This window comes from Paenibacillus amylolyticus, assembly GCF_050990605.1.
In the GTDB taxonomy this organism is placed as follows: Bacteria; Bacillota; Bacilli; order Paenibacillales; family Paenibacillaceae; genus Paenibacillus; species Paenibacillus amylolyticus_H.
Genome location: NZ_CP158832.1, coordinates 4,239,264 through 4,265,870 on the forward strand (window position 1 = coordinate 4,239,264; position 26,607 = coordinate 4,265,870).

General features: G+C 46.1%; 22 protein-coding genes. 7 read left to right on the top strand and 15 right to left on the bottom strand.

Annotated features, from left to right (window positions below; all coding sequences use genetic code 11):
- Nucleotides 1-98: 98 nt before the first annotated feature.
- On the top strand, nucleotides 99-545 hold the full coding sequence (locus ABTV53_RS18835; RefSeq protein ID WP_433745225.1) for an N-acetyltransferase family protein: 447 nt from the start codon (nucleotides 99-101) through the stop codon (nucleotides 543-545).
- A 143-nt stretch (nucleotides 546-688) separates the two neighbouring features.
- Here the strand turns inward: ABTV53_RS18835 and ABTV53_RS18840 are convergent, their stop codons facing one another.
- From ABTV53_RS18840 to ABTV53_RS18875, 8 genes are all read right to left on the bottom strand, one after another.
- Nucleotides 689-1,558, bottom strand: coding sequence for a PHP domain-containing protein (locus ABTV53_RS18840; protein WP_433745228.1), 870 nt, complete (start codon nucleotides 1,556-1,558; stop codon nucleotides 689-691).
- Between the two features lie 70 nt (nucleotides 1,559-1,628).
- A complete protein-coding gene (locus ABTV53_RS18845) occupies nucleotides 1,629-2,552 on the bottom strand; it encodes a selenium metabolism-associated LysR family transcriptional regulator (protein ID WP_433745231.1) in 924 nt (307 codons plus the stop codon).
- Between the two features lie 132 nt (nucleotides 2,553-2,684).
- Entirely contained in the window at nucleotides 2,685-3,122 is a 438-nt protein-coding gene (locus ABTV53_RS18850; protein WP_017687436.1) for a hypothetical protein, read from the bottom strand.
- Nucleotides 3,123-3,287: 165 nt separating this feature from the next.
- Nucleotides 3,288-3,551, bottom strand: coding sequence for a YlbG family protein (locus ABTV53_RS18855; RefSeq protein ID WP_095290540.1), 264 nt, complete (start codon nucleotides 3,549-3,551; stop codon nucleotides 3,288-3,290).
- A gap of 30 nt (nucleotides 3,552-3,581) precedes the next feature.
- Entirely contained in the window at nucleotides 3,582-4,019 is a 438-nt protein-coding gene (locus tag ABTV53_RS18860; protein ID WP_036614642.1) for a YlbF family regulator, read from the bottom strand.
- Nucleotides 4,020-4,171: 152 nt separating this feature from the next.
- On the bottom strand, nucleotides 4,172-5,890 hold the full coding sequence (locus ABTV53_RS18865) for a hypothetical protein (protein WP_433745234.1): 1,719 nt from the start codon (nucleotides 5,888-5,890) through the stop codon (nucleotides 4,172-4,174).
- A 37-nt stretch (nucleotides 5,891-5,927) separates the two neighbouring features.
- The gene (locus tag ABTV53_RS18870; RefSeq protein WP_433745236.1) at nucleotides 5,928-7,625 is read right to left on the bottom strand and encodes a DNA repair helicase XPB; all 1,698 of its coding nucleotides are present in this window, start codon (nucleotides 7,623-7,625) and stop codon (nucleotides 5,928-5,930) included.
- A gap of 192 nt (nucleotides 7,626-7,817) precedes the next feature.
- On the bottom strand, nucleotides 7,818-8,987 hold the full coding sequence (locus ABTV53_RS18875) for a M20 family metallopeptidase (protein ID WP_433745238.1): 1,170 nt from the start codon (nucleotides 8,985-8,987) through the stop codon (nucleotides 7,818-7,820).
- Between the two features lie 209 nt (nucleotides 8,988-9,196).
- Here ABTV53_RS18875 and ABTV53_RS18880 point away from each other — a divergent pair, with 209 nt between their 5' ends.
- Both ABTV53_RS18880 and ftsW read left to right on the top strand, forming a co-directional pair.
- Entirely contained in the window at nucleotides 9,197-9,544 is a 348-nt protein-coding gene (locus tag ABTV53_RS18880; RefSeq protein ID WP_017687430.1) for a YugN family protein, read from the top strand.
- 13 nt (nucleotides 9,545-9,557) lie between these two features.
- Nucleotides 9,558-10,847, top strand: a complete 1,290-nt coding sequence (gene ftsW / locus ABTV53_RS18885; RefSeq protein WP_433745240.1) for a putative lipid II flippase FtsW — start codon at nucleotides 9,558-9,560, stop codon at nucleotides 10,845-10,847.
- A gap of 174 nt (nucleotides 10,848-11,021) precedes the next feature.
- Here the strand turns inward: ftsW and ABTV53_RS18890 are convergent, their stop codons facing one another.
- A complete protein-coding gene (locus ABTV53_RS18890) occupies nucleotides 11,022-11,384 on the bottom strand; it encodes an Asp23/Gls24 family envelope stress response protein (protein ID WP_017687428.1) in 363 nt (120 codons plus the stop codon).
- Nucleotides 11,385-11,567: 183 nt separating this feature from the next.
- Between ABTV53_RS18890 and cax the strand changes: the two genes are divergently transcribed.
- Nucleotides 11,568-12,638, top strand: a complete 1,071-nt coding sequence (cax, locus tag ABTV53_RS18895; protein WP_074095776.1) for a calcium/proton exchanger — start codon at nucleotides 11,568-11,570, stop codon at nucleotides 12,636-12,638.
- 357 nt (nucleotides 12,639-12,995) lie between these two features.
- Here cax and ABTV53_RS18900 read toward each other — a convergent pair whose 3' ends face one another.
- The 5 genes from ABTV53_RS18900 to ABTV53_RS18920 form a co-directional block, all read right to left on the bottom strand.
- Nucleotides 12,996-13,289, bottom strand: a complete 294-nt coding sequence (locus ABTV53_RS18900; protein WP_017687426.1) for a YlaN family protein — start codon at nucleotides 13,287-13,289, stop codon at nucleotides 12,996-12,998.
- Nucleotides 13,290-13,514: 225 nt separating this feature from the next.
- Complete coding sequence (locus tag ABTV53_RS18905; protein ID WP_036614658.1) at nucleotides 13,515-13,760, bottom strand: HPr family phosphocarrier protein; 246 nt, start codon at nucleotides 13,758-13,760, stop codon at nucleotides 13,515-13,517.
- Between the two features lie 96 nt (nucleotides 13,761-13,856).
- A complete protein-coding gene (locus ABTV53_RS18910) occupies nucleotides 13,857-14,972 on the bottom strand; it encodes an aminopeptidase (RefSeq protein WP_076211404.1) in 1,116 nt (371 codons plus the stop codon).
- A gap of 111 nt (nucleotides 14,973-15,083) precedes the next feature.
- Nucleotides 15,084-15,941 carry a hypothetical protein gene (locus tag ABTV53_RS18915; protein WP_433745244.1) on the bottom strand — a complete coding sequence of 286 codons (858 nt, stop codon included), beginning with the start codon at nucleotides 15,939-15,941 and terminating at the stop codon, nucleotides 15,084-15,086.
- Between the two features lie 134 nt (nucleotides 15,942-16,075).
- A complete protein-coding gene (locus tag ABTV53_RS18920; protein WP_433745247.1) occupies nucleotides 16,076-18,067 on the bottom strand; it encodes a sensor domain-containing diguanylate cyclase in 1,992 nt (663 codons plus the stop codon).
- 465 nt (nucleotides 18,068-18,532) lie between these two features.
- Between ABTV53_RS18920 and rpsD the strand changes: the two genes are divergently transcribed.
- The 3 genes from rpsD (at nucleotide 18,533) to ABTV53_RS18935 (ending at nucleotide 24,750) form a co-directional block, all read left to right on the top strand.
- Nucleotides 18,533-19,132 (top strand): 30S ribosomal protein S4, encoded by a 600-nt coding sequence (rpsD, locus tag ABTV53_RS18925; RefSeq protein ID WP_433745250.1) that lies wholly within the window; start codon nucleotides 18,533-18,535, stop codon nucleotides 19,130-19,132.
- A gap of 187 nt (nucleotides 19,133-19,319) precedes the next feature.
- Nucleotides 19,320-21,425, top strand: coding sequence for a methyl-accepting chemotaxis protein (locus ABTV53_RS18930; RefSeq protein WP_433745253.1), 2,106 nt, complete (start codon nucleotides 19,320-19,322; stop codon nucleotides 21,423-21,425).
- Nucleotides 21,426-21,654: 229 nt separating this feature from the next.
- Nucleotides 21,655-24,750, top strand: coding sequence for a transglycosylase domain-containing protein (locus ABTV53_RS18935; RefSeq protein ID WP_433745256.1), 3,096 nt, complete (start codon nucleotides 21,655-21,657; stop codon nucleotides 24,748-24,750).
- 71 nt (nucleotides 24,751-24,821) lie between these two features.
- Here the strand turns inward: ABTV53_RS18935 and acsA are convergent, their stop codons facing one another.
- Nucleotides 24,822-26,546 (bottom strand): acetate--CoA ligase, encoded by a 1,725-nt coding sequence (acsA, locus tag ABTV53_RS18940; protein WP_433745259.1) that lies wholly within the window; start codon nucleotides 26,544-26,546, stop codon nucleotides 24,822-24,824.
- Nucleotides 26,547-26,607 lie beyond the last annotated feature (61 nt).

The window sequence follows — 26,607 nt, forward strand, 5'->3', positions numbered from 1 at the left end:
AGCTCGGCTTATTTAGCTTCCTCATTGAATATTAATTCATTTATATGTATAATAATTCAATTGTAATGAATAAAATTTATAGTTAAAGGAAGTGTACCATGACCATACTTATCAGAGAAACGCAACCTGATGATCTGAAACCCCTGATGGCATTAATGCATGACTATGTGGTGGGATTCTACAACAACCCTTGGCCTGGTGATCAATCCATCCAGCTTCTGATCAACAACCTGCTTAATCAGCAGATCGGTGCTCAATTCGTGGCAGAAGAGGACGGGAAGCTTATCGGATTTGCCACCCTGTTCTTTACAAACAGCACAATGAAAGCAGAACGTCTTGCCATCATGAATGACCTATTTGTTACGGAAACATTCAGAGAAGGCGAAGCAGAAGCAAAATTATTTGCACACTGTCAGCAGTATACACGTGATCATGGCTGTGCTTATATGTCCTGGATCACAGCAGTGACCAATGAACGGGCACAGAAATTATTCGATCGTCTTGGAGCTACACGTGGCGATTGGGTCAACTATTCGATCACATAGACTCTTTTGAGCACAATAAAAAGGACATGCAAACATGAAGGTTCAGCCCTATCATGTTTGCATGTCCTTTACTACTTTGACTTAAAATGCATCCCAGTAATACAGAATTTATTATAGTCAGATAGAGCGTTGCAACGTCTCGCTTACTCTACTTTTTGCTGTGAAGCAGCTGCCCTCAGCCTTTCCAACACATCAACCGTTACGGTCTTGCTACCAAGATCTCCATGGAAAACAATACCTTGCCGTTTGCCATGATAATCAGATCCACCTGTTTCAATGAGGTCGTATTCCTTGGCCAGTTCACCATACCTGCGTTCCTCATCCGGGCCATGGTCCGAATGAAACACCTCAAGGCCATCTGGACGAGAGTCTTCGATGATACGTCGCACCAATTCATCATCATTATAGAGACCCGGATGGGCAATCACAGCGGCCCCACCTGCGGCTCTGATCCACTCGCACGCATCCTCTGGCGCAACGCGGGGTACAGATACGAAGCCTGGCTTGCCTTCAGCAAGATACTGATCGAATGCATCCCGCATGTCAACAGCGTATCCCTTCTTCACCAGCACATCGGCCATATGAGGTCTGCCAATACTCTCATCCGGCTCTAACGGTCGTCCCAGCTCATCCAGTACCTCCTGCCAGCTTATATTAAGCCCGAGTTCCTGCAACTTGGTTATAATCAGATGATTCCGCTCATCTCGCGCTTCTCGTAATCCGCGCAACCGTTGCAGGAATTGCTCATCCTCCGTATTCACATAATACCCGAGCACATGAACATCTTTTCCACCAGCCCGAGTGCTGATCTCCACTCCAGCAACAACATCAATATCGTACTCTTTTCCCGCTTGCTGTGCTTCCGCTACACCAGCAACTGTATCATGGTCTGTTAGGGCAACCGCCGATAGCCCTTTTTGTTTGGCAAGTTTCACATTATCAGCAGGCGGCTGCATTCCATCCGATGCCTGACTATGGGTATGCAGATCACAGCGTCCTTTGCTTTGATTCATGTACAGCAACTCCTTTCTTTCCAAAAGTGGTTTGTGATTACATCTTATCTATCATTGATGGTGCCAACGATTATGCCTTCCCCGTCTTATGTTCCGGCTCAGGCTGCTCCTGCTGACGAAGATAGTTCAGGAAAGCGACTGCTGACAGGGGCAACAAGGAAGATTTTAGATGGATGGCATAGAACTGCCGTTTGAATTCGAGTCCGCGGATATCCACAATATGAACAAGTCCCAGAGCCAGTTCATGCTGCACCGAAGAAGGAGATAACATCGTAATGCCTACCCCTGCCTCTACGGCCGATTTTACCGCTCCTGTACTGCCAAGTTCCATCACAACATTCATATCCTGCGGATCAATCTTTTTCTTTTGCAATTGGTCTTCCATCACCTGACGAGTACCCGAGCCCTTCTCACGCAGCACAAAAGGATAATTCATGACATCCTCAATATTCACTTTGCTACGCTTAGCCAGATCATGCCCGGCAGGTACAATCAGTTTCAGCTCGTCCTGCATGACAGGCTCTACAATCATGTCCGGGTGGTGCACTGGCGCTTCAATCAGACCAAAATTAAGCTGGTGCTTCAATATATCATCCATAATTTGCGTTGTATTCATCACTTTCATGACGATTGAAATATCCGGATATTGAAGTGCAAATGGCCCGAGCATGCGTGGAAGCACATATTCACCGATCGTTAAACTGGCTCCCAGCTGAAGTCTGCCTTGTAACATCTGGGTAAACGCCGACATCGCTTCATCCGTCTGTCTGACCAGCTCTACACTCCGTTTCGCATGAGGTAATAACGTCCGGCCCGCCTCGGATAATTCTATTTTTTTGGTGGAACGATGCAGTAACTTGGTGCCAAAATAATCCTCCAATGATTGAATCTGCATCGTTACTGCCGGTTGAGTCATATGTAATGCTTGTGCAGCAGCAGAGAAACTGCCCTTCTCTGCTACCGTATAAAAAATATGCAATTGGTGAAAATTCATATCTTCGCCCCTCTTCGATTACACTCTCTACATTGTAGCCGATTTCCCGCTTGGCAACAAAAAAAGCATGCAGCTTGTCTGCATGCGATAATACTTGAATCTATGATTTCAACATATTGGATCTACTCAGGCTTACTTATGCTTGCGGCTATTTTTGACCAGCGTCATTCTTCTTGAATGTCTTAACCATGAATAATATGACTTCAGGTCCCTCAACTCAATGGTCTCCGACATACGTCCCAGAAACGTAACTACAATCATTTTGTGCAACGGGTTGCCCGCAATATCATATTCTCCTTCAAGTTCCGAAAATTCGGCGACCACCACCAGATCCTCATCGATCAGGTAGACGTCCTGTTCATTACGGTAGTATGGTGTTATACGGTCCTGCTTCAGACACTCCCATAACCACGCCGCAATATGGTCATCATCACTACGTGCAGGCTCAATACGGTCTGCATACCGCATCTTGGCATGATGGGTAATGACGATGTCGGCCACTTTCTTGTCTCCAAGAGCCACGAAAAACGGCTCGTAGGTGCTCCAACGTTGCATCACCTTATCACGCATGGGAATCACTCTCCACCAGATAGGACTTTCTATCTATTTATTACCAAATATATTACAACATTAGTCCCGCAACCTCAAGGCGTAAGTTTAACTTTTTTTCATAAGAGTCCATTTGTGCATAATTCAAGAAAAGAGCGACCCCAAAGGGTCCCTCCAGTTTCTCGTCTATATTCCGTAAAAGCTCGTTTTGTCCATCGTTTTGCTGGCATACTCGGTTTTGATCTCATTACGATACGAACGTTCGATCTTGCGCACATAGGAAAGTCGCTTCACATTTTTCATCGTATCTTCTGCCCGTTCTGCATTAACATACATGACCACATAATGCATACGGCGGGAGATATAATGCACGGTGCCATATTTTTCGAGATTACGGGCAGCCTTCAAATCACTGACCCAAATAATGAATCCTGTCCTTTCCGCAAACATCATCGTACCCCGCCCTTCTATAATGATTACTTAACTGCAACCACACTTGCCACCACTACCGCAGCCGCCCTTCGGATTCGGATCATTGCTCGGTACCTTAATGGTCGTTGACACGGCAAATGCAATGGTCTCTGACATCTGGAATAACATATCATCCAGGGACTTCTCTGCCTGTTTGAAGCGAATTACCGCCTCGAAATTTTCCAACTCCTGTTCCAAAGCCTTCACCTGGTCTTTTGCTGCATGATAATCCGGGTGAAAATGACCGAAACGCTGTGTTTCTTCAAACAATTCCTTCTTGGCATTCAGCTTCCGAATCCCCATCTGAATCTCAGGGGTAGTCTCGACCTGCTGCTTCCAATATAAATAATCCGATACTTCGGCAGATTGGTTAATCATGTCGCCCAGTTCATATGCGCCCGTTAACACTTGGGCCATATCGACCGTGTTCATTTCCGCTACGCTCATGAAATATTCATCCTATCTATATATAAAGTTCTACTTAACGTAGACTACCTCATCATAGCATATCCATGAATAGTTAAGAAGAGTTTTTCCTGCAATTAGAAATAGGGTGAACTCGAAAATTCGCCTTTCAACCTGATATTCACGTGAAATAGTCAGGTTAGAACATCATCTGGCAGGATAAGACGCATTGTATCCCACTCCGATGGGGAGAATGTACGCCATTCTGTCTTTGATGTATGTTCACTTGAATCCAACATGCACCAACCGCTTAAAGTCCATTGTTCATGACCTTCTACCTGATGTGGAATGAGGTATTGCGTACGATTTTCCTGCCGTATCCCCAGCTTGGTCTGCCACTCGATGGCTTTGGCAGCAATCTGTCGGGCGGTTGAACTATGATATCGACGCCACTCCCTGTACCAGGTCTCCGGTATCTCCTCAAACCCCAATAGAGAAAACTTCTTCTCCATTACAGAATGATCACGCTCCAATCCACGCAGAGATGCAGGGACATCAACCAGACCTTGATTATAGGGTGTGTAGAAAGAAGAATGTACACTGCCCAACACTTCTTTTTCTAATAACTTCGAATCATCTGTGGAGCCTGTACTTGCCTCCATTACCTTCATCTTCCGTTCTACATTCAACGGTGCAGCATCCGTCTCCTTCCCCCAACCTTCCAACACAATACGTACATTCTCCGGTATGCCTGTCAGGGCATATTGATCCAGAAACTCCATCATTTCATGTAACCCATACCCTCTGGCTATGCCCAAAAGGAATCGTTCTTTTGTCATGCGGTAGATGGACATTTGATCACGCGTCACCCGTTCTGCGCATTGCTCCAGCATCCAGATCACATCAGGCCTTGCTTCCGGCGGTACCAACATTTCGAAATCTGGCTGCATGTAAAATCCACACGGCTCCGTTTCAGTTACCATCTCTTGATCCTTATATAACAGGCTATGCGGTTCGATCAGCCAACGGAATTCCAGATCTCCTGACTGATTTACTCCGACGTCGCCATAACCCCAACCAGCCAGTGCGCTGAGCCAGCCTCTGACCCGTGGTTTCAATTCCGAATTCTCTATATGGCACCATATGTTTTTTTCTGGAGCAAACACTGCCAATTGATAACGGAAATGCTGCAACGCCGGTTCAGCGTCTCCGTACCTTTCCATGCACGCTTGATATATCTCCCGATGCATCTGGCTCCATGAGAGCTTCAACCATTGTTGTAATCGATGGTCTGCAATCTGAATTTGGCCATCCGACTTCTCAACCAGATTCAAACTAAGTAGTAGATCGATAAGAATCGCTACGTGGGTCGGATACACATCCGAATGTTCATATTGGATTCCCAGACCTTCAAAGTCTGTCGAAGATAACACTGTGACCACACTTAATTTTTGAACCGTTCTCTTATGTATCGTACCTTTACCTGTCAAAGGAAGTCCTTCTCTTCCGATCCACGCGACCAGATGAAGTAGCTCCCCAGCAATGTCGGGCTTTCCTTCCTGTAGTACATGAGCATGCTGTGCCATTTGTTCAACGATTATGCCCACTCTTTGTACGTAAGCAATCGTCAATGTCTCCATCAGCAAAGCAGGAATATAGAATAATCGCTCTCCCCAACTCTTATATACAGATTCAATCCATCTTTGCTGCCTAAGGTTAGCGAATGAAGATTTGGCTTCTGCGACACTTAGTCCTTCGATGGCCCACTGTTCTCGCGGCAGGAGGGAGGAAAAAGGCTGACCAGCATGTTTGTGAAAAATTGCACCAAGCACCTTCTGCTCTACCAAAGTAAGCTTTGACCACGAATCAAGATTCAGTACCACAGGCTCATCTTTTGGTCCAGATAAAGGCATATCCTATTTCCCTCCTCTTTTCGCGAGTATAAATGTACTATTCGTTCTCATGAACGATGGCATATTCATATCCCTGTTCCACCAAGAACATCTGACGGTGTAATGCAAACTCCTGTTCCTTGCTATCCTCTGATACCAATGCATAGAAATACGCTTTGTTTTCCCCTGCTTTTGGTCTCAAAATTCGTCCCAACCGCTGTGCTTCTTCCTGCCTTGAACCGAAACTCCCGGATATTTCAAGCGCAACAGCAGCATCGGGCAGATCTACAGCAAAATTGGCAACCTTGGATACCACAATTGTTTTAATCTCTCCACGTCGAAAAGCGGCAAACCATTTGATTCGCTCCTGCTGTGACATGGTTCCCGAGATTAAAGGTGCTTCAATTTCCCGGGCAATCAACTCTAGTTGGTCCAGATATTGTCCAATTACTAGCGCAGGTAAATCCCGATGACGTTCCAGCAAACGCTTAACCACACGTACCTTCGCCGGATTCTCTGCAGCCAATCGAAATTGATGCTTAACCTCGGCTTGCAGATAATTCGATCTTAATTCCGGGGAGAATGGGATACGGATCTCTTGGCATTGTACATCAGCAATCCACCCTTGCTGCTCCAGTTGTTTCCACGGCATGTCATAGAGCTTCGGACCAATTAACGAAAATACATCCTGTTCACAGCCATCCTCTCGAACCAATGTGGCTGTTAATCCCAGCCTTCGCGTAGCTTGAATATCCGCAGTTGCACGAAACACCGGCGCTGGAAGCAAATGTACTTCATCATATATGATCAACCCCCATTGTCGCTCACTGAGCAGTTTGATATGGGTAAAATCAGCATCTTTTGATTTTCGGTGTGTAAGAATCTGATAGGTAGCTACAGTCACAGGTTTCACCTGTTTTTTCTGACCTGAATACTCACCAATCTGTTCGCTGGTGATTGTGGTTTTGTCTTGGATTTCCTGAATCCACTGTCGCACAGACGTTGTATTGGACGTCAAAATAAGGCATTCACATTGAAGCCGCTCCAGCACGGCCATACCAATGACCGTTTTACCTGCCCCACAAGGAAGTACAAGTAGACCGCTTCCTCCCATGCCCTCACTGCCTTCGAATGCATCCACAGCCTCTTTCTGATAAGAACGCAGCGCAAATTGCACTGAACGGTCCCCTGGATGATGATTGGTTCGCCATTGGAATGAAAGCTTTGTTCCCTCCCGATACCCCACATAATCAAGTACAGGGTAACCCAATCGTGTTAATTCCCTTTTTAATAACCCTCGCTGTTCTCCCGGGAGCATAAGTTGATGAGCGTCCTTGCGTTCCATACGAAAGGCAGCTATCGTTTTCAATCCACTTAATTCATCGAGCAACCGTTCATCCTCACTGTAAAGGCGCATTCTGGTGTGATCTGCTTCGGAATGCAGCTTTAATTTGCCATACTGATCCATAATTCTCCGAATATCCTGTATCAGTGCAGCAGGTACGTTCCAGCGCGATACCAGCTCCAGACTTGCGATGACCTGATCTGAATTCCACCCCAACGCAGCTGCATTCCAGAGCGACAGCGGAGTGATTCGGTAGGTATGAAATGCTGCCGGTGTCTTAACCAGTTCTGAATACATCCCAAGCTGCTCTCTTGCTCTTTCGAATCCGGGGTGACCGACTTCCAGCAAAACTGTAAAATCTCGTTGAACGATACAAGCATCCGTCCTTACCATCTGTTCTGTTTCTTCCATTTGGAGCCTTCCTCCTATCACAAAAAAGTCCAGTTCCGGCAGCTTCCGAAAATGAACCACATTAAGTGCAAGTTCAAAAAGTCTGGTCTTCAGTACCGAAAAGTGGACTTTTTGCCCAATCCCTATAAAAATCCACAAAAAAACATCCTGCCCATACCTTCGTATGAACAGGATGCCCAACTGAATCTAAAGTCATTCGGTTGTGTAACCCTTAGCCATGGCAATAAACAATTTCACAGCCGTCTGCATGGCGTCTTCATCAAAATCAAACATCGGATGATGATGCGGATAGATTGCATTTTTATCCGGGTTGCCTGCTCCAACAAACATAAAACACCCTGGAACCTTCTGCAGATAATACGCAAAATCTTCCGCTGGCATCAGCATCGGGGAAGATTGCACTCGTTCTGCCCCGAATAATTCTGTAGCTTCCCTGAAGAAACGTGCTGTCTCCTTTTCATCGTTCACTACAGGCGGATATCCCATAATATATTTCACTTGCGTCTCTGCCCCATAAGCTGCCCCTGTCTGGGCAACCATAGTAAGCACGCGCTCTTTCATCCCGTTTCGGGTCTCTTCATCAAACGTTCTTACCGTACCGCTCATTTTGCATTGCTCTGCAATTACATTCTGAGCCGAGCCCGCCTGCATTGTACCAATGGTCAGCACCGCCGGTTGCAATGGATCCACCGAACGGCTGACAACAGTCTGAAGCTGCATCACAAGCGCAGAACCCGCGATAAGACTATCTATCGTGGATTGTGGCATCCCGCCATGTCCACCCTTGCCTTTGAGTTCAATGTAAAAATCGTCCGCCGCCGCCATCATCGGTCCTGCTTTACTGGCAACAACACCTACAGGCAGGGGGGTCCACAGATGAATGCCGTATATGACATCCACGCCTTCAAGCGCCCCATCTGCAATGACCTGGACTGCACCGCCTGGAAGAAGTTCTTCTGCTGGTTGGAACAAAAAGCGAATCTCTCCTTGGATCTCCTGCTTGTGACGGCTGAAATACAATGCTGTACCGAGCAAGATGGAGATATGACCATCGTGGCCGCACGCATGCATCGCTCCTGCTTGTTGTGACGCATACTCGATATTCTTTTCATCCTGAATTGGAAGTGCGTCCATATCAGCTCGCAGCATGACGACAGGACCCGGCTTGTCGCCACGGATTGTACCAATGACCCCGTGACCACCAACATGACGCCTTACTTCAACGCCAAAGCTCTCCAACATATCCGCTACAAAAGAGGATGTCTTCTCCTCATGAAAGGAAACCTCTGGATTGCGATGAAGGTGACGCCGCCATTCCAACATGTGGATCTGCAGATCTTCCCACCATATATTATTAGTCATGTCTCTCCACCCTTTCAATCTTGAACGGGACTTATATCAAGCCCGAACCTTCCTCTTCAAACCTATTGCTGTATATTGTAGCAGAATTGGAAGAAAACCGATACGAAACGCCTCTCGAAAGCTTGCACGGGAAGGGGAAACATACTATCATGAACTAGAGAAATACTCGAGAAATATACTCGGAAGCTTATGAGGAGGATCAAACGCTTATGATTTTTGAGAATACAGGCTTGGATGGCTTGAAGAGCGACTTGGCATACCTGGATGAGAGCGCCGAGAAAGTCGGATTTGTCCGGTGGCAATGGGAATATTACCGTGCTACATATGACTACAAAATTGAAGATGAACAAACCAACTCAGAATACTTTGTACGCATTAATACCCGCGCAGTGGAAGGAAAATTGGAAAAACCGGATACCGTTCTTGCTGTTGAAGCAGTATATCTTGGCAAAGCCACCTTCCCTCACGGCCTGGATTATGACTCTTCCGTTCCGCAACCAGTCGTGAAGCTGGCAGCCCAAAAATTACAGCAGCTTAAAGAACTGCTGGAAGCATAGGCTGGGCCAAACGATGAAACAACAAACGGCCCAAACGAAAACGAAGAGAGGCACGCCGGATTTTCAACTGCTAATCCTCACTTTATTGTTGGTGGGCTTTGGACTGGTGATGGTATTCAGCTCCAGTTCCAGCATTGCAATCGCAAGCGAAAGATTTAACAATGATGCCCTTTACTTCACGAAAAAACAACTTATGTGGGCGATTATCGGTCTATTTGGCATGTTTTTTGCCATGAATATCCGCTTTAACAAGTACAAAAAGCTCTATGCACCCTTTTTCCTGCTGACTACGGTCATGTTGGTGATTGTTTTGATCTCAGGCGCGGTATTGAACGGTGCACGAAGCTGGATTCACATTTTTGGTTTCAGTCTTCAGCCTGCGGAATTCGCCAAAATTGCTATCATTCTTTATCTCTCTGCTCTGATTACCAAAAAAGGTGAGAAATTCAGGGTTTTCAAGACAGGGTATGTTCCCGTCCTGTTCATCGTTGGATTCATCGCAGGACTGATCATGCTGCAACCAGACTTTGGTACCACCTTCATCCTGGTGTCCACCTGCGGTCTTTTGATATATGCCGGTGGAGCCAGTATGAAACATATCCTGGGTTCGATTCTCTTGGTTGTACTCGGTGGAGCACTGGCGTTTGGAGCCAATTCCCTGTTTTCTTCCATGTCTCCTTCCGACACAACGACTGCTACAACAGCAGTCACTGCGGAGCAGAACTACAAGATCGGACGTATTCAGGCTTTCCTTGATCCATTGTCCGATATTAATGGCGGAAGTCTTAACCTCTACCGTTCCCTTGTTGCCATTGGTGATGGCGGTATGACAGGTTCCGGGATTGGACAAGGTACGATGAAGCTGCATTATTTGCCAAACGCGTATAATGACTTTATTTTCTCCGTAATCGGGGAAGAACTCGGATTCATCGGAAGTGCATTATTCCTGCTCGTTTACCTGTACTTCATCTGGCGCGGAATTATTGTCTCTCTGCGCTGTCCCGATCCATTCGGAACATTGGTCGGCATAGGCATCATGGGACTGATCGCGATTCAGGCATTTATCAACATCGGTGGTGTAACTCAGACCATTCCGGTGACGGGGGTCACGCTGCCGTTTATCAGTTATGGGGGGACCTCACTCTTTGTGATGATGGTTGCCATGGGTATTCTGCTCAGTATCTCACGCACCAACAATCTTGACGTGATCAAGGAAGAGAAAACGAAGTCCGTAACTGTACAGACACAGACTCGTACCTCTCCTGCTCTTCGTTCACGGGAGTCCATTCGTCGGATTCGATAAACGGGACTATTCCTTCAGAAACGGAACAGGTAACCATTCAAAAGAAAAAGAAACATAAAAAAGCTGTGCACCCGATTGGATGCGCAGCTTTTTTGTTTGTCTCAGGTACACACTGTCTATCAAGATGAGGAACAGGGTTATGATGCTTCTGTCCTTCATCACGGATTGCGATTTCTACAGATCGTCGCCTTTGAAAGATACGCCTTCTACCTTTACATTGACTTCAACCACGCGTAATCCGGTCATGGTCTCTACCGCTTCTCTTACATTCTGCTGAAGCATACGGGAAACTTCATGAATCGGGGTTTCGTACAGGACGATGATGCGCAGATCAATGGCTGCTTCCAGCTGGCCGACCTCAACGCTCACGCCTTTCTGTACGTTTTTACCGCTGAGTCGCTTCGCCCAGCCCTCTGACAATCCTCCAGACATTGCGGCAATTCCGGGCGTTTCCATTGCAGCCATTCCGGCAATTTTTGCAACCACGTCATCGGCAATCCGGATGTTTCCGCTCTCCAGTTGAAGTTGTTCTGCCATGCCACATCCTCCTTCACTTCGTTACTCGTATTTTAAATCCTTTCCACCCCAAAAAGCAAATCAAACTCAAAAAGATGCGTTTACAACCTACCACCATTTGGTTATATTGAAATATGAAAATAATCTCATAAGGGATTTACAACGCAATTCAAAACAAAATAATTTATAACCGAGGTGTTTGTTGTGAGAAACCGAATTTCATCCATTTTGCTGATTGCTTTCTTTGCACTCAGTGCCATCGCCCACTACATGAAATGGGATTCGATTCTACAGTTCGTGATATCAGCCATTTCGGTTATTTTTGTGGCCGGTTTTTTAGGTAAAGCCACCGAAAATGTGGCCCACTATGCCGGACAGCGGCTAGGTGGATTCTTGAATGCGACTTTCGGCAATGCAGCCGAATTAATCATCGCCATTTTCCTCGTCAAAGAGGGACTGTTCGACATGGTCAAAGCAAGTCTGACAGGTTCCATCATCGGAAATCTGCTGTTAGTGCTCGGGTTAAGTATTTTTGCCGGAGGACTCAAGTTCAAAATTCAGAATTATAATGTTTCTCTCGCAGGTCTGAATGGTTCCCTGATGATTGTTGCCATCATTGCCCTGTTTATTCCGGCAGTTTTTCTCAATACACATTCCATTACACAGAAAGACACTAATACACTTAGTCTCATCGTGGCCGGATTGCTCATTCTCGCGTATATTGCCTGGTTACTATTCTCCATGGTGACGCACAAGAACTACCTTGCGGACGTCACTGAGGATCGCGATGAAGAGCTGCCGCATGAGCATGCTCCGGCATGGTCCAAGAAAAAATCTATTCTCTACCTGGTGCTCGCAACAGTCATGGTTGCCTTCGTCAGTGAATGGCTGGTGGGCACGCTCGAAGTCTTCACTTCGGAATTTGGACTTAGTGAACTGTTTGTCGGTGCATTCCTTGTCGCCATCATCGGTAATGCGGCCGAACACAGCGCAGCCATCATGCTTGCCATGAAAAATAAAATTGGAGCCGCCGTTGAAATTGCGGTCGGCAGCAGCTTGCAGATCGCACTCTTCGTTGCTCCTGTGCTCATTTTTGTCAGCTACTTCACAGGCAGAACCATGGATATCGTATTTACAACGATTGAGTTGGTCGCCATAGGCGTATCCGTATTTATTGCGAAGTCCATTACCCAAGATGGTTCAACGAATTGGTATGAAGGTTTACTCCTGCTCGTGGTATATATCATACTCGGTGTATCCTTCTTCCTGGTGTAACCAGGCCCTCACCAAGCTATATAAGTTGAACTAAAGAATATTTACACTGGACACTCCGATGACAGAACAACCTTCCGATCGCTGTTATCCCCAGATTTTTTGATTCCTTTTATAAAGGGGTAAATCCGGGGATAAAGGCGAACGCTCCGCTTCTTCAGGTTATTTCTGTCCTCTCCGTTTTGTGTAAATGTTTAGTTTAATTATATAACAAAAGAGGCAGCCCGAATTTACATTCGGTGCTGTCTCTTTGCTTGTAGACGCCTTCCGGCTGGCCAAATCTCCATCCCCGTTCAGACGCACAAAAAAAGCATGCATAAACGCCTGCATGCCTTCTATTCTGACCCGCGCATTTGCAGGCTATTGCTCATTCTTCTTGTTCAAGGCTTCATATAGAATTGCCAAATTCCGCTCAAGCGCGCTAACCAGCTGCTTACCTGCACCTTCTGGAAGGAGCCCTGCACGAACAGCAAAATCAACTTCCTTGGAGAACCCATACATCTGTGTATCCAATACTTCCTCATAGAGAGGGCAGTAGCGGGTAGCCAGATTCTCCATCTGTACTTCAATAAGCTTCTGTATTTTATCTGCATCTTCTTGAAGAAGACTGATCGCTTTCAAATTCAGCTGGTCCTGCAGATCAGATGAAGTCATGCATTTTTCCCCCCTATGTCCCAAAAATCGCGTAAAGACGTTCTACCTCTAATATTAGACGAAATGAAGAGCTAATACAAGAACCTGACCAAAATAAGCCCGCAAAGTTAAGCCTTTTGCTGAAGCTTAATCCTCCTGTTCCAGTCACCTTCAGATGTGCATTCGGGGCATTCCATGCCAAAAAACACCCCTGCCAAAAAAGGCAAAGGTGCTTCTTGAGAGCTATTACTCAGATGCGATGCTTACATTCAGTCCATGCTTGGCAAATACTTCTGACATGGCTGCTTTCGCTTCAACTGCATCTGGACCATGAACATGCAGTTCATAGCTGTGTGTGCTGATCAGCGTTGTAAACAATCCTAGAATACTTTTTACATCGATATACTTGTTCTCCGAATGAAGCACGATTGAAGAAGTAAACTTGCCTGCTGTTTGAGCAATTTCCACTACAGCTGCGTTATTACTCGACATAGGAATCCCTCCGTCTTTTTACGATTGGTATCATCTATTAATTACCACTACATGATACCGTGAATCCGCTTTCCTAGCAACAGCAAAATCCTGTTCCTACTTCAAACGGTCTGGATTCAGGCATTCCAGCTCAGGAATAACAAAGATACCGTCTTTACGAATCAGCACATCGTCAAAATAAATCTCCCCGCCGCCATAATCCGGACGCTGGATCAACACCAGATCCCAGTGGATGGACGAGCGGTTGCCATTGTCCGTTTCTTCGTATGCCTGACCCGGTGTAAAGTGCAAGCTGCCTGCGATTTTCTCATCGAAGAGGATATCTTTCATCGGATGCAAAATATGCGGGTTAAATCCAATCGCGAATTCACCGATATGACGTGCACCCTCATCCGAATTCAGGATTTCATTCAAACGCTCTGTATCGTTACTTGTCGCTTCAATGATTTTTCCATTCTCGAACGTGAACTTGATATTTTCAAATGTCACTCCGTTATACAGCGTTGGCGTGTTATAACTAATGGTTCCGTTCACGGAATTACGTACAGGGGCACTGTACACTTCACCGTCCGGAATATTTTTTTGTCCAGAACATTTCTCTGCACCGATATCTTTAATGGAGAAGCTCAGTTCTGTTCCTGGTCCGGTGATACGAACTTTGTCCGTCCGCTTCATCAGGTTAGCGAGTGAGTCCTGCGCTTTGTCCATTTTGGCATAATCCAGGTTACATACGTCAAAGTAGAAATCTTCGAACGCTTCTGTACTCGTATTGGCGAGTTGCGCCATACTTGCGTTAGGGTAACGAAGTACAACCCATTTCGTATGTTTGACACGTTGTTCACTATGTACCGGGTGGGAGTACAACGAATTGTACATTTTCATTTTTTCTTCCGGTACATCGGACAGATCATTCACATTTTCTCCCGCACGAATACCGATATAACAATCCATCTGTTTCATACGGTTCAGATCAATCTCTGCCCACGTTTTCATCATTTCTTCTGTGGCATTTTTCAGCATTGCACGCTGTACGGTTTTATCAGTCAACTGTACAAAGACGTTACCACCTTTTTTGCCTACCTCTTCAATAATGGCGTTAATCAGATCACGTTCCGATCCAATCATCTCAACCAATACATTTTCACCAGGCTGTACATCTACTGAATAGCCCACCAGGTTTGCTGCAAGCTTTTGAATTCTTGGGTCTTTCATCTTGGTAAAATCCTCCTGTCATCTGCCATACTTTAATTGAACAACGGTAAATTACGATACTATTGTAGCACGCGAACAGTCATCCCGTCAGCAGGCAGTCCCTCACTTCGTTTATTGATATGACTTGAAGTTTACATCGGTGACAAGGGCTTCTTTGTTACTTTTGCGGTTGTTGTCGGTGTAACTCATCTGACTTTCAGAGGATAAGCGAAGAGGCAGACTGCTCTTCCGATCCACCGTGAGATGATATACCGTCTGCACGCTCGCTTGTTTCATCATTTGTTGCATCGTTGTATCACCCTGTTTCCAAACTTTCTCCAGATCCTTCTCAAGCTTCTCCTTACGTGCCCCTTTCACCGTGGCTGCCTTATGCACATATTCTGCCCGAATGGCGTTCATCTCGTCGTTTAGCTGGGCTACAGCCCATGATTTGGCATCTTCCGGTGCAAGTTCAATCCGTAATGTTCTGGTTCGACGACCAGCCCCATACTCGGATTGAATGGTTTTGTGCATCCCATCGATCTTCTCCATTTGGGCAATTGGATTAAAACGAGAAAGAGACCCCCGCAGCGGCTCATGCTGCGCTGACAATGCCATCCATTGTCCTTGTTTCCGCTCGAAAGAGGCGCTAAACCCACTGGGCTGTCCGTTATTTTTTACGGCAGTTGTATGGATGCCTGTTCCCGCAGCGGTTACTGCTCCAGGTAATCGGGTCTGAAGGGTCAGACGATCATGATTCTCCAGCTTGCCTTCAAATTTGAACTGATTCTCGAACAGCCCGCTGTTCTCCCGTCGAAGTCCTGCCTCTCCTTCAAAACTCAACGTTTCTTTTCCCGCTATCCCTGATAAAGCCAGAGAAAAAACCTCTTCAGGCGTTTGATCTCGCTGGATTAATCCACAACCCGGAACTCCAATAATCACGATGCTCACAAATAACCATAATGTACGTACCGAATGGCGGTTAAACATGTCTATCTTCACCCTTCCGTGAACTTTCTCCATAGATTGCCCCGCCCGTATATGCTTATACTTCTTTCTATACACAACTTGATCTCCAATGCACAAAAAAAAGAGAACGACTCCGCAATTGGAATTGTTCTCTCTTAACGTGTTACATTTTGGTTCTCTACAACGATTCTATTACGACCACCATTCTTGGCGCTGTACAAAGCCATATCTGCCCGATAAAACAAGGACTCTACACTGACCTTTTCATCCATCCAATTCCACTCTGCGATGCCACTGGATACCGTAACTGGCGGTCTGGTCTCTTCTGCGACTCTCTTTCGAATCACTTCCGCATAATCTAGCGCCTGCCTTACACTCACCTGTGGCATATAGATCGCCAGTTCTTCTCCACCCCATCTGGCGCAGACATCCTCCGAGCGAACAGAGCTGGTGACGATCTCACTCACTTGTTTCAATACTTGATCCCCCGTCTGGTGTCCGAATGTATCATTCACCTGTTTGAACTGATCAATATCCACCACAATGAGGGAGCCACAGAATTCATGAGCCTGTCGTTCGTGAATCACACTATCCAGATAATGCCTCACGTACAACCCTGTCAGCATATCCAGATTAGCCAAGCGTCGAACCTCGGCATGCAGCGTAGCATTTGACAGGGCAAGCCCGATATGAATGGATAACATCTGCAAGAGTCTATAGTTATCATATGAAAAGTAGTGCTCTCTACTGTGTCCCAGCAAAATGGCACCCTTCACCTCACCATTGACTCTGATCGGTGATGCAATCAGTGACATGGATCCCGTATCTTCCATGAAAAAGGAGGACACTTTATCATATTGCGCATAATTGGCTATAATAAGTGGCTCCTCTGTTCGATACACCAAGCCTGCGATACCATAGTCTACAGAAAAGGATTGGTGAAAAACATCTTTCACGTTAGATGACATGACTTCGAAGTCATTGGTACTGTCATTGAGTTGAAGGATGCAACACGTTTCAGCCTGGAATATTTCCTTTAACTCTTGTTCGGATAGTTGATAAATCTCCGAAAGATGCAGGCTTTTGTTCAACCGCTGTGTAAGATCATTAATTAAACGAAGTTCCTGAATTAACATATTGGATTGTTCATGCAACTTGGCGTTCTCAAATGCCGTGCCTGCAGTGTCTACCATCATCGTAATCAATTGCAAGTCCGATTCTTCCATGATCTCTTCATTCATTTCGATATGGAACACACCGTATATGCCTTGTTTCCCTTTCAGCGGAATCCCTACATCTACAATGCGGTTCTCTGCATCATCCGAGCGAGCAACGATCAGCTTACCTTCCATGAATGAACGCACACAAATATCTTCTCCTCGCTCGTGGACAAGCAACGGTTTAATCCGCGGATCCGAATTGCTCTGATCCTGAGACATATACAATTTGATATAAGTGGCGGGGTACAAGTAGTCCATACTGTCAAATACCTCATCCAATATGGCCTCGACATCCATTTTGTCATGCATTCGCTGAACAATCTGAAAGAGGATGGACCTCCGGTGTTCCTCACGGGCTGTTTGTTCATGAGCATCTAACAGGTCCGTCATAAATATGTATTCAAATCTTCGGTAAAAGCAGGTGCGATAATGCAATGCCTCAGATTGAACCACAGCTTCAGACGTTTCATATCCATTGGATTCATAGATCACAGCAGTGAATACGGCAAACATATCCTTGTTCGTTCTGGAGAATAAGGGATGTGTTATTATAAGATACTCTCCGTGTTCGCTTGTCCCTTTAAGGGACAGGACCTGTCTCTTATCCAAACATTCCAATACCAGCCTGCGTGCATTTACGCCCGGATCAGCTTCATGATCGCTATCATATCCTATGCAATCGCCTTCCGTGTTCCACACGCTGTAAAAGGTTGATGTTCTGGCCAGCCTTGAACCCACTCTGGAGTTCCAGTCACTGTATGCCTGCTCTAGCAAGCTGCCCAAATATGAAAAATCAAAAGGTGTGATATCCATTTTTTGCATCCACAACACATGCTCTTCATGAGAACGAGGAGCGGCAAAAGATGCGGAATCGCCCGAACTTCGAGAATTCAAGCTGGCAGGTAAACTTCTTAGATGTTCTAACATGTCAGGCGCTCCTTTGCACCGTTTTTGCATCCACCAGGATGCATTAATCTGCAGATGTTATCGCAAACCTGCAAATTCGTTGCGATAACCTTGTTACATAAAGATGATTTAAAGTTAAGATACAATCTATTTTACTCTGTTTAAATCTTTTTTGCATCCATATTTCAGAAAATTGTCCCATTATTTTAGGCCCAATGACCTATCGACAAATTTAGACGTTTTTTTGCTTTTATTCTATGCTTGACTTTGTTTCTCTTAAACTGTAATATAAATTGTTGATGAAGACTACTAATGGGTCTTTAAATTTGGGCATTACCGGTTGTGTCACCCTCATTCTTTTTGTTGCTTTCAGGACAGCGGCTGAACTTTCCTGATCGTTCTATGCGAGGCCAAGCCCGCATCAACAAATTGGAGCGCAAACAGAGCCCTAATATGAACTTTAACTAAAAAGGAGCTACTTTAAACATGGCACGTTACACTGGTCCTAAATTTAAATTGAGCCGTCGCCTCGGCATTTCCCTTAGCGGAACAGGCAAAGAATTGAAACGCCCTTTCCCTCCAGGTCAGCACGGAGCTAACCAACGCAGAAAAATGAGCAACTACGGTATGCAATTGCAAGAAAAACAAAAATTGCGCCACATGTACGGTTTGGGCGAGAAGCAATTCCGCACACTGTTCTCTAAAGCTCAAAAAATGCAAGGTATTGCCGGTGAGAACTTCATGTTCTTGCTTGAGTGCCGCCTTGACAACCTCGTTTACCGCCTTGGGTTTGCTAACTCCCGTGCTGGAGCGCGTCAGTTGGTATCACACGGTCACGTAACTGTAAACGGCAAAAAAGTCGATATCGCTTCTTACCAAGTAAGCACTGGTGATGTAATCGGCTTGCGTGAGAAGAGCCGCGCTCTTTCTTCCGTTAAAGAAGCTTTGGAAGGCCGTTCGCATCTTCCAGCATACGTTGAATACAACGAAGCAGCTGTAGAAGGTAAATTCATCCGCTTGCCTGAGCGTGCTGAATTGTCCCAAGACATCGATGAAAAACAAATCGTCGAGTTCTACAACCGTTAATCGTTGCAATCACATTAAAGTTTCAATCCAAACAGCTGTCGAGATTTTCTCGGCAGCTGTTTTTCTATGCTTTTTTCTAATTATCTTCATTAAGGGACCTTAATTAACGATATAGAATATAGACTCCATTTAGGAGAAGCACACAGTCATACGATCATCGCAAGAGTTACATCGAGGGGGATTACACATGTATTTTTTTCGCAATCGCAAGCTCGCTGTTAAGCTGGGACTTTTACTCGGGATCGTATTACTCTGCTGTATTGGAGCCCTGATTGCATTTAACACCAAATCGATTTACGACAAAAGCCTACAATACGGGGAAACCGTTGCCGGACAAGCAGCAAATCGTGCTACGAACGAGTTCATGACAGACCTGAATCAGGTCAAAAACACATTGGACACCATGAGTATCACGTTATTGGATGCCGCTAAGAACGGCTCACTCAATCGCGAGGAAGTCGTTAGGCTTCTTGAACAGTATCTGAAAAAGGATGAGAAAGTTTTTGGCTTTTATACGGGCTGGGAACCGAATGCCTTTGATGGAAACGATGCGGATCACGTCAACAAAAAAGAATATGATGATGCTACGGGTCGATTTGTTCCATACGCCATACGGAACGGTAACTCTCTGCATTTTGAGCCGCTCACGACCTATGAGGGAAACAGTGAAACCAGTACGTATTATCAGCTGCCCAAGAAAACCAAATCCATCTATTGGTCCGAGCCTGTTACCTATACGGTTGGCGGAAAAGAAACATTACTCGTTTCCATTGTCCTCCCCCTATTAGATGAAAACAAAAATTTTCTCGGCATTGTTGGGGCCGACTTTACCATTGATCGTTTTCAGCAAAATATAGCATCACTCAATCCGGATCAGGGTTATGCCATGCTTATTACTAGCGAAGGACAGATTGCTGCACACGGCTCCAAACCGGAACTGGCTAATGAAGGCGCCGTCATTCCATCTGATATGAAGACGGTCATCCAGCGTATACAGTCCGGCGACTCTCAGTTTTACGCCATTGACCCTGAAGTAGGCGAAGAACTTTTTATTGCCGAACCCGCCAGGTTACAAGGAACCGATTCGAACTGGTACCTTGTATCTGCTCTACCAAAGAGCCATATCCTTCAACCCTTCTATGACAGCTTGAACTGGTCCATACTGATTGCCGCACTGGCTGTACTTCTGCTTGCAGGTGTGGTTACCTACACCATCCTCTCCATTGTGAGACAGTTGAATCAAGTCAATATCGTCGCTGGACAGCTTGCTGGCGGAGATTTGACACAAAAGTTACCGGTACGATCCAAAGATGAATTTGGCGTCATGGCGGGTCATATGAATCAGATGATGGATACCCTGCGTCATACCATATCGGTTATTTCCGAACATGCCCTATCTGTGGGCTCAACCTCTCAACAGTTAACCGCAGGTGCTGAAGAAACAGGTAAAGCTGCCGAACTGATTGCATTAACAGGAGTCGAAGTTGCAGATAAAGCAGGTAAACAGGTGCAGGAGCTGCAAGAGTCCTCCCGTTCCATGAATGAAATATCTGCAGGGATCGGAAGAATTGCAAAAGCCGCCTCCGATGTATCCGATTCATCGCGAGCTGTGGCTGAGCGAACAACGGTTGGAACCGATAAGGTTCAGGCCGCCATGCGTGTGGTCGATAGTGCCACCTCTTCTGTGCAGGCATCCGTGACCGCACTGGAGAATTTCCGTCAACGTTCGGAAGAGATTGGCCATATTACAGGCATGATCACGGAAGTTAGCCGTCAAACTAATCTGCTTGCCCTTAACGCTTCCATTGAAGCATCACGAGCAGGTGAACACGGGCGCGGGTTTGGTGTTGTTGCTTCCGAGATTCGTAATCTGGCCGAACAATCCAGAATATCAGCAGCGCAGATTGCAGCGTTAATTAATAGCGTTCAGCAAGAGGTCCTTTCTCTCGTTGAAAATATGGAACAGGGGAATGCCGAGGTGAGCCATATAGCGGAAGTGATTAATGAGAGTGGTGAACTATTCCTCTCCATTTCATCACAGATTACAGATGTTAATGAGCAGATTGAGCATGTCTCAGCCATTGCACAGCAGATGTCAGCTGGATCACAGCAGGTTGATGCCACATTAGCGCAACTCAAAACTATTGGTTATGAGACAGCAGATCATGCAACTCGTGTTGCCTCTGCCTCTGAAGAACAACTCGCATCCATGGAAGAGATTACGGCGGCATCTGCCTCACTGGCTAATCTTACCCAGGAACTATTAGAACTGATTCAACGCTTCAAAACCTAATATAGAAGACCTCCAATACGACACATCATTCAGGCCACCCTATGCACCTCAGCATGGAGGTGGCCTGCTTATTTTGACTTACAACTCATGAAATGTGCTTCAATATCGCATGATATATAGCATAATGCATGGCAGAATGGCAAATTTCGACCAATACTTGTATTTCTCAGGCATGCAAACCCGCCTTTTTATGCTATAATAAGTGCTGTTAAAAGGAGGAAGACACTGAATGGTTGATGTTAATAAGAAAAAGCCCGATGAACAGCCTGTACGCAAACGCAGCTTTGCCCGCAGACTGGGAAGTTTCGTCAAATGGATGGTTGTCCTTGGATTTATGGGGGCACTATTTGTAGGCGGTGCTTTGATGGGATACGTCAGTTCCATTGTGAAAGACGAGCCTGTCCGTTCAAGGGCCCTGATTGAACAAAAAGTCAGCGAAAACTCCATCACAGGCTTTGCTTACTTTGCCGACGGCAGTCCGATCGGTCAATTACGTACAGAAGAAGACAGGCGTCCGGTCACTACGGACCAGATTCCACAAAAGGTTATTGATGCTGTCATTTCGATTGAAGACAATCATTTTTACGAACATAAAGGTGTAGACATGAGCGGAACACTACGTGCCGTGAAACAGAAAGTGCTGAAAGAATCAGTACAAACCGGCGGAAGTACACTGACTCAGCAATTGGCGCGTCGTGTGTTTTTGAATCTGGATCGCACGGAAGATCGGAAAGTAAAAGAAATTTTGCTCTCACTCCGACTCGAACGTTTCCTAACCAAAGACGAGATCATGACAGCCTATCTGAACAAAGTTCCTTTTGGTAATGGTTCCAGCGGATACAACGTTTACGGAATCAAGGCGGCCGCCAAAGGATTGTTCAATATTAACGATCTAGAAAAAATCAACATCGCTCAAGCTGCTTATCTTGCTGGATTGCCACAACTCCCCTCCTCTTACTCCGCTTTTAACGGTAAAGGTGATTTTGTAGAGGAGAATTTTGACCGCGCAATCAACCGTCAGCATCTGGTACTGCGTCGTATGCTTGAACTGGGCAAAATCAATCAGTCCGAGTATGACGAAGCTCTTGCTTTTGATATCAAAAGCTCACTCGCTCCGAAGACCATCAAGGCTTACAACACTTATCCATACCTTATGATGGAAACGGAACGACAAGCTGCACAGATTTTGATGAAACAGTTGAATTCCGACACAGCTGAATCTACAGACAAAGCCACGGATGCAGACACACCTCAGAAGGAAAGCAGTGCGTTATTAGAGGAAGCTCAGACGCAACTGCGTACAGGTGGATATCGTATATACACGACCATCAACAAAAGTATCTACAAAACGATGCGTACCATTGCGGAAGATGACAGCAATTTCTCAGCAGATGATCCTGTCAAGGGAAAAGAACAAACTGCTGCTATGCTGATTAATCACAAAACGGGTGCTATTCTAGGTATGATTGAGGGTCGGGATTTCCAGGACGAACAGATGAACTATGCAACACAGATGGTTCGTCAGCCAGGTTCAACGATGAAACCTATTGCAGCTTATCTGCCAGCTCTGGATGAGGGTCTGGTCCAACCTGCTTCTATTATTGATGACTCACCGATCATTCTCAAAAATGGTCCGAGCGGCTACCACATTGCCAAGAATGCCAACAACCGGTATCAGGGACTGGTCACTGCACGCAGAGCACTGAATTATTCTCTTAATATACCGGCTCTGAAGTTGTTTAATGAAGAAGTAGGGATCGAGAAGGCTTGGACCTTCGCCAAGAAACTGGGGATTACGACCATTCAGAAGGAAGACTATCAGGCTCAGACCGGTGTTCTCGGAGGTCTCCAATACGGTGTAACCGTTGAAGAACTGACCAGTGCCTATGGTGCCATCGCCAATAATGGTGTATATAACGATTCTTACATGATTAGCAAAATTGTAGATTCCAAAGGCAACATCGTCTATAAACACGATACTGAACCTGTCCAAGCTTTCTCGGAGCAGACAGCATACCTGATGACCGATATGCTGCGGACCGTTATTACAGAAGGAACGGCAGATAAAGTACGTGAAAATTACAAATATTCCAAGAGTGTGCCAATCGTAGGTAAAACGGGTTCCACTCAAAACTACGCAGATGTCTGGTTTGAAGGTTATACACCAGATGTCACACTTGGGGTGTGGGTTGGATACAAACAGCCCGTGAATACGCTGGAAAGCAAATCACAGAGAAAACGTGCGCAGCAACTGTGGTCAAAAATCCTGAACGAAGTGATCGATACGCAAAAAGATCTGTTCGTCACGGATTCGTTCAAAAAACCATCTGGCATCGAAACGCGCACGGTGTCGGCATACAGTGGCAAGTTGCCAACATCCATGACTGACAAATTTGTTACAGATATTTTCAACAGCAAGTTTGTTCCGAAGGATAGCGATGATGGTGTCGCCAAAGCCAAATACATCACTTACAATGGTGTAAACTATATTCCGCGTGACGGAACACCTTCGGACATGTTGAAGGAAAAAACAGTAATCAAGCGTAAAAAGCCAATCTCGGATCTCATCAAAGAATTGCAAAATGCATTCTCACGTATGAGTCGACATGAGTCACTTGCTTATTATCTTCCTGAAGATGCTGATGCAGACATGCCAACACAGATTGATCCAAGAACAGATAACGGCAAAGCTCCTGATGCACCAGGTAACGTACGCATCTCAACCTCAGGTGACAGAGCTGTCATTACATTTAATGCCACACCTGAAAATGATGTCGTGGGTTACCGTCTGTACCGTTCTGTGAACGGTGGAGGATTCCAGAACCAGGGTCAGGTTGTCCTGACTGGTGAATCCAGATCATTCTCTGCATATGCAGCGCAGGGCGGTAACTTCGCCTTCTATGTAACGGCAGTGGATGTTGCCGGCAGAGAGTCTGCTCCTAGCGCCACAGTAAATAGTGCGGGTGTAGCTCCTCCTGTGGAAGAAGAGATTAATGAGCCGATTGAAGTCCCAGGTACAGTCATTACGCCGGGAGAAACGCAGACCGATAATACAACAACGACAGCCCCGGGCACACCTGGTCAAGTCAGCGTATCTGCCCTCTCTCAAGGACTTCGCATTCAATGGGCGTCAACTTCAAACGCAGATAGTTATGCTGTATATTACAGTGAAACAGGCTCGGCTCCTTACACCAAAATTGGAACAACAGCGGGTAATACCATGGATTATGGAGTACCCGCATCTACCAGTGGATGGTTCAAGGTATCTGCCAGTAACAGTGCAGGTGAATCCGAACCTTCTGCAGCCGTACATTTTCAACCCTGATTCAGGGTTAGCGCTCCAAAACAAGCCGCACCCTCAGACCGTATCTGAGGGTGCGGCTTGTTATTTTCTCACTAATCTTCAATGGTGGATAGATCTCCTGTTGGCAGATCAAGCTCCCAGGCTTTCAGTACACGCCGCATGATCTTGCCGGAACGTGTCTTGGGCAGTTTATCCTTAAACTCAATCTCACGCGGAGCAGCGTGGGCAGACAGGCCCTCTTTGACAAAACGATAGATCTCTTCTTTCAGCTCTGGTGTCGCCTCATATCCTTCACGAAGCGCCACAAAGGCCTTGATGATCTCCCCACGTGTCACATCCGGCTTACCGATTACACCCGCTTCTGCTACCGCAGGATGCTCCACGAGTTTGCTCTCCACCTCAAAGGGTCCGATACGCTCGCCTGACGAATTAATCACATCATCAATCCGTCCCTGGAACCAGAAATATCCTTCTTCATCCATATAAGCGGAGTCACCGGATACATACCAGCCCGTAAGCCTGAAATACTCCTCGTACTTCACAGGATTATTCCAGATCTTCGCCATCATGGATGGCCAAGGTGCCCGTATCGCCAGATTCCCCATACTGTACGGCGGCAATTCCTGCCCGCGATCATCAATAATGGCTGCTTCGATTCCAGGCAACGGACGTCCCATGGAGCCAGGTTTGATCGGCATTCCGGGATAGTTACAGATCAGCTGTGCACCTGTTTCCGTCATCCACCATGTATCATGAATTCGTTGACCATAGGCTTTCCATCCCCATCGAACAACCTCCGGATTGAGCGGTTCACCGACAGACATGACATGACGCAGACTGCTCAGATCAAACTGGGCGATGGTCTCTTCTCCCGCTCCCATCAGCATACGGAAGGCCGTTGGTGCACTGTACCAGATCGTGACTTTGTTCTTCTGGATGGTGCTGTACCAATCTTGAGGACTGAAACGACCGCCCCGTATCACATTGGTCACTCCGTTGAGCCATGGAGCAAAGATACCGTAAGAAGTCCCTGTGACCCAACCAGGGTCAGCAGTGCACCAGTACACATCATCCTCACGTAAATCCAAAACAACCTTACCTGTATAATAGTGCTGAATCATGGCATTTTGAACATGGTACACGCCTTTCGGTTTACCCGTAGAGCCTGAGGTATAATGAATAAGCAAACCATCCTCACGATTTAACCACTCTACTTCCATCTCATCCGAAGCGGCAGACATCTCTGCATCAAAATCGATGAGTCCTTCTTCAGTCTGCGCGCCCCCACCCACAATAAATACATGTTTGAGTTCGGGTAATTCGGAACGTTTGATGCGTTTCAACAATTCCGGAGTGGTGACGAGTGCTACTGCTCCGCTATCTTCCAGCCGATCCTTCACAGCCGTTTCCATAAAAGCTTCAAACAATGGGCCTGCGATGGCTCCAGCTTTCAATATGCCCAGTAGACTAAAATACAGTTCAGGACTTCGAGGCATAAAAATAAACACCCGTTCCCCTTTGGCTATGCCATATTTGCGGAGAACGTTCCCGAATCGACTCGACTGTTCACTCAGATCAGCAAAAGTATAGGCCTCTTCACGTGAAGCATCGCTATACAATAAAGCGGTTTTCCCGCCCCTTCCTTCCAGTACATGACGATCAATCGCTTCATGCGCCATGTTTACTTTTCCGCTGGCGTGCCACGTAAAGTGCCTTTCCACCGATTCCCAATCGAACCGGCTTCTCGCCTCCGTGTAATCGCCCAGATTAGATTCAGACACAACCGTTTGCAGCATCTCACCAGGTGCTTGACTCATGCTTGCCAGCCTCCTTCAACTCGACATTTCGATTCCCGTTAGGGGTCAATTCTCATTGCCT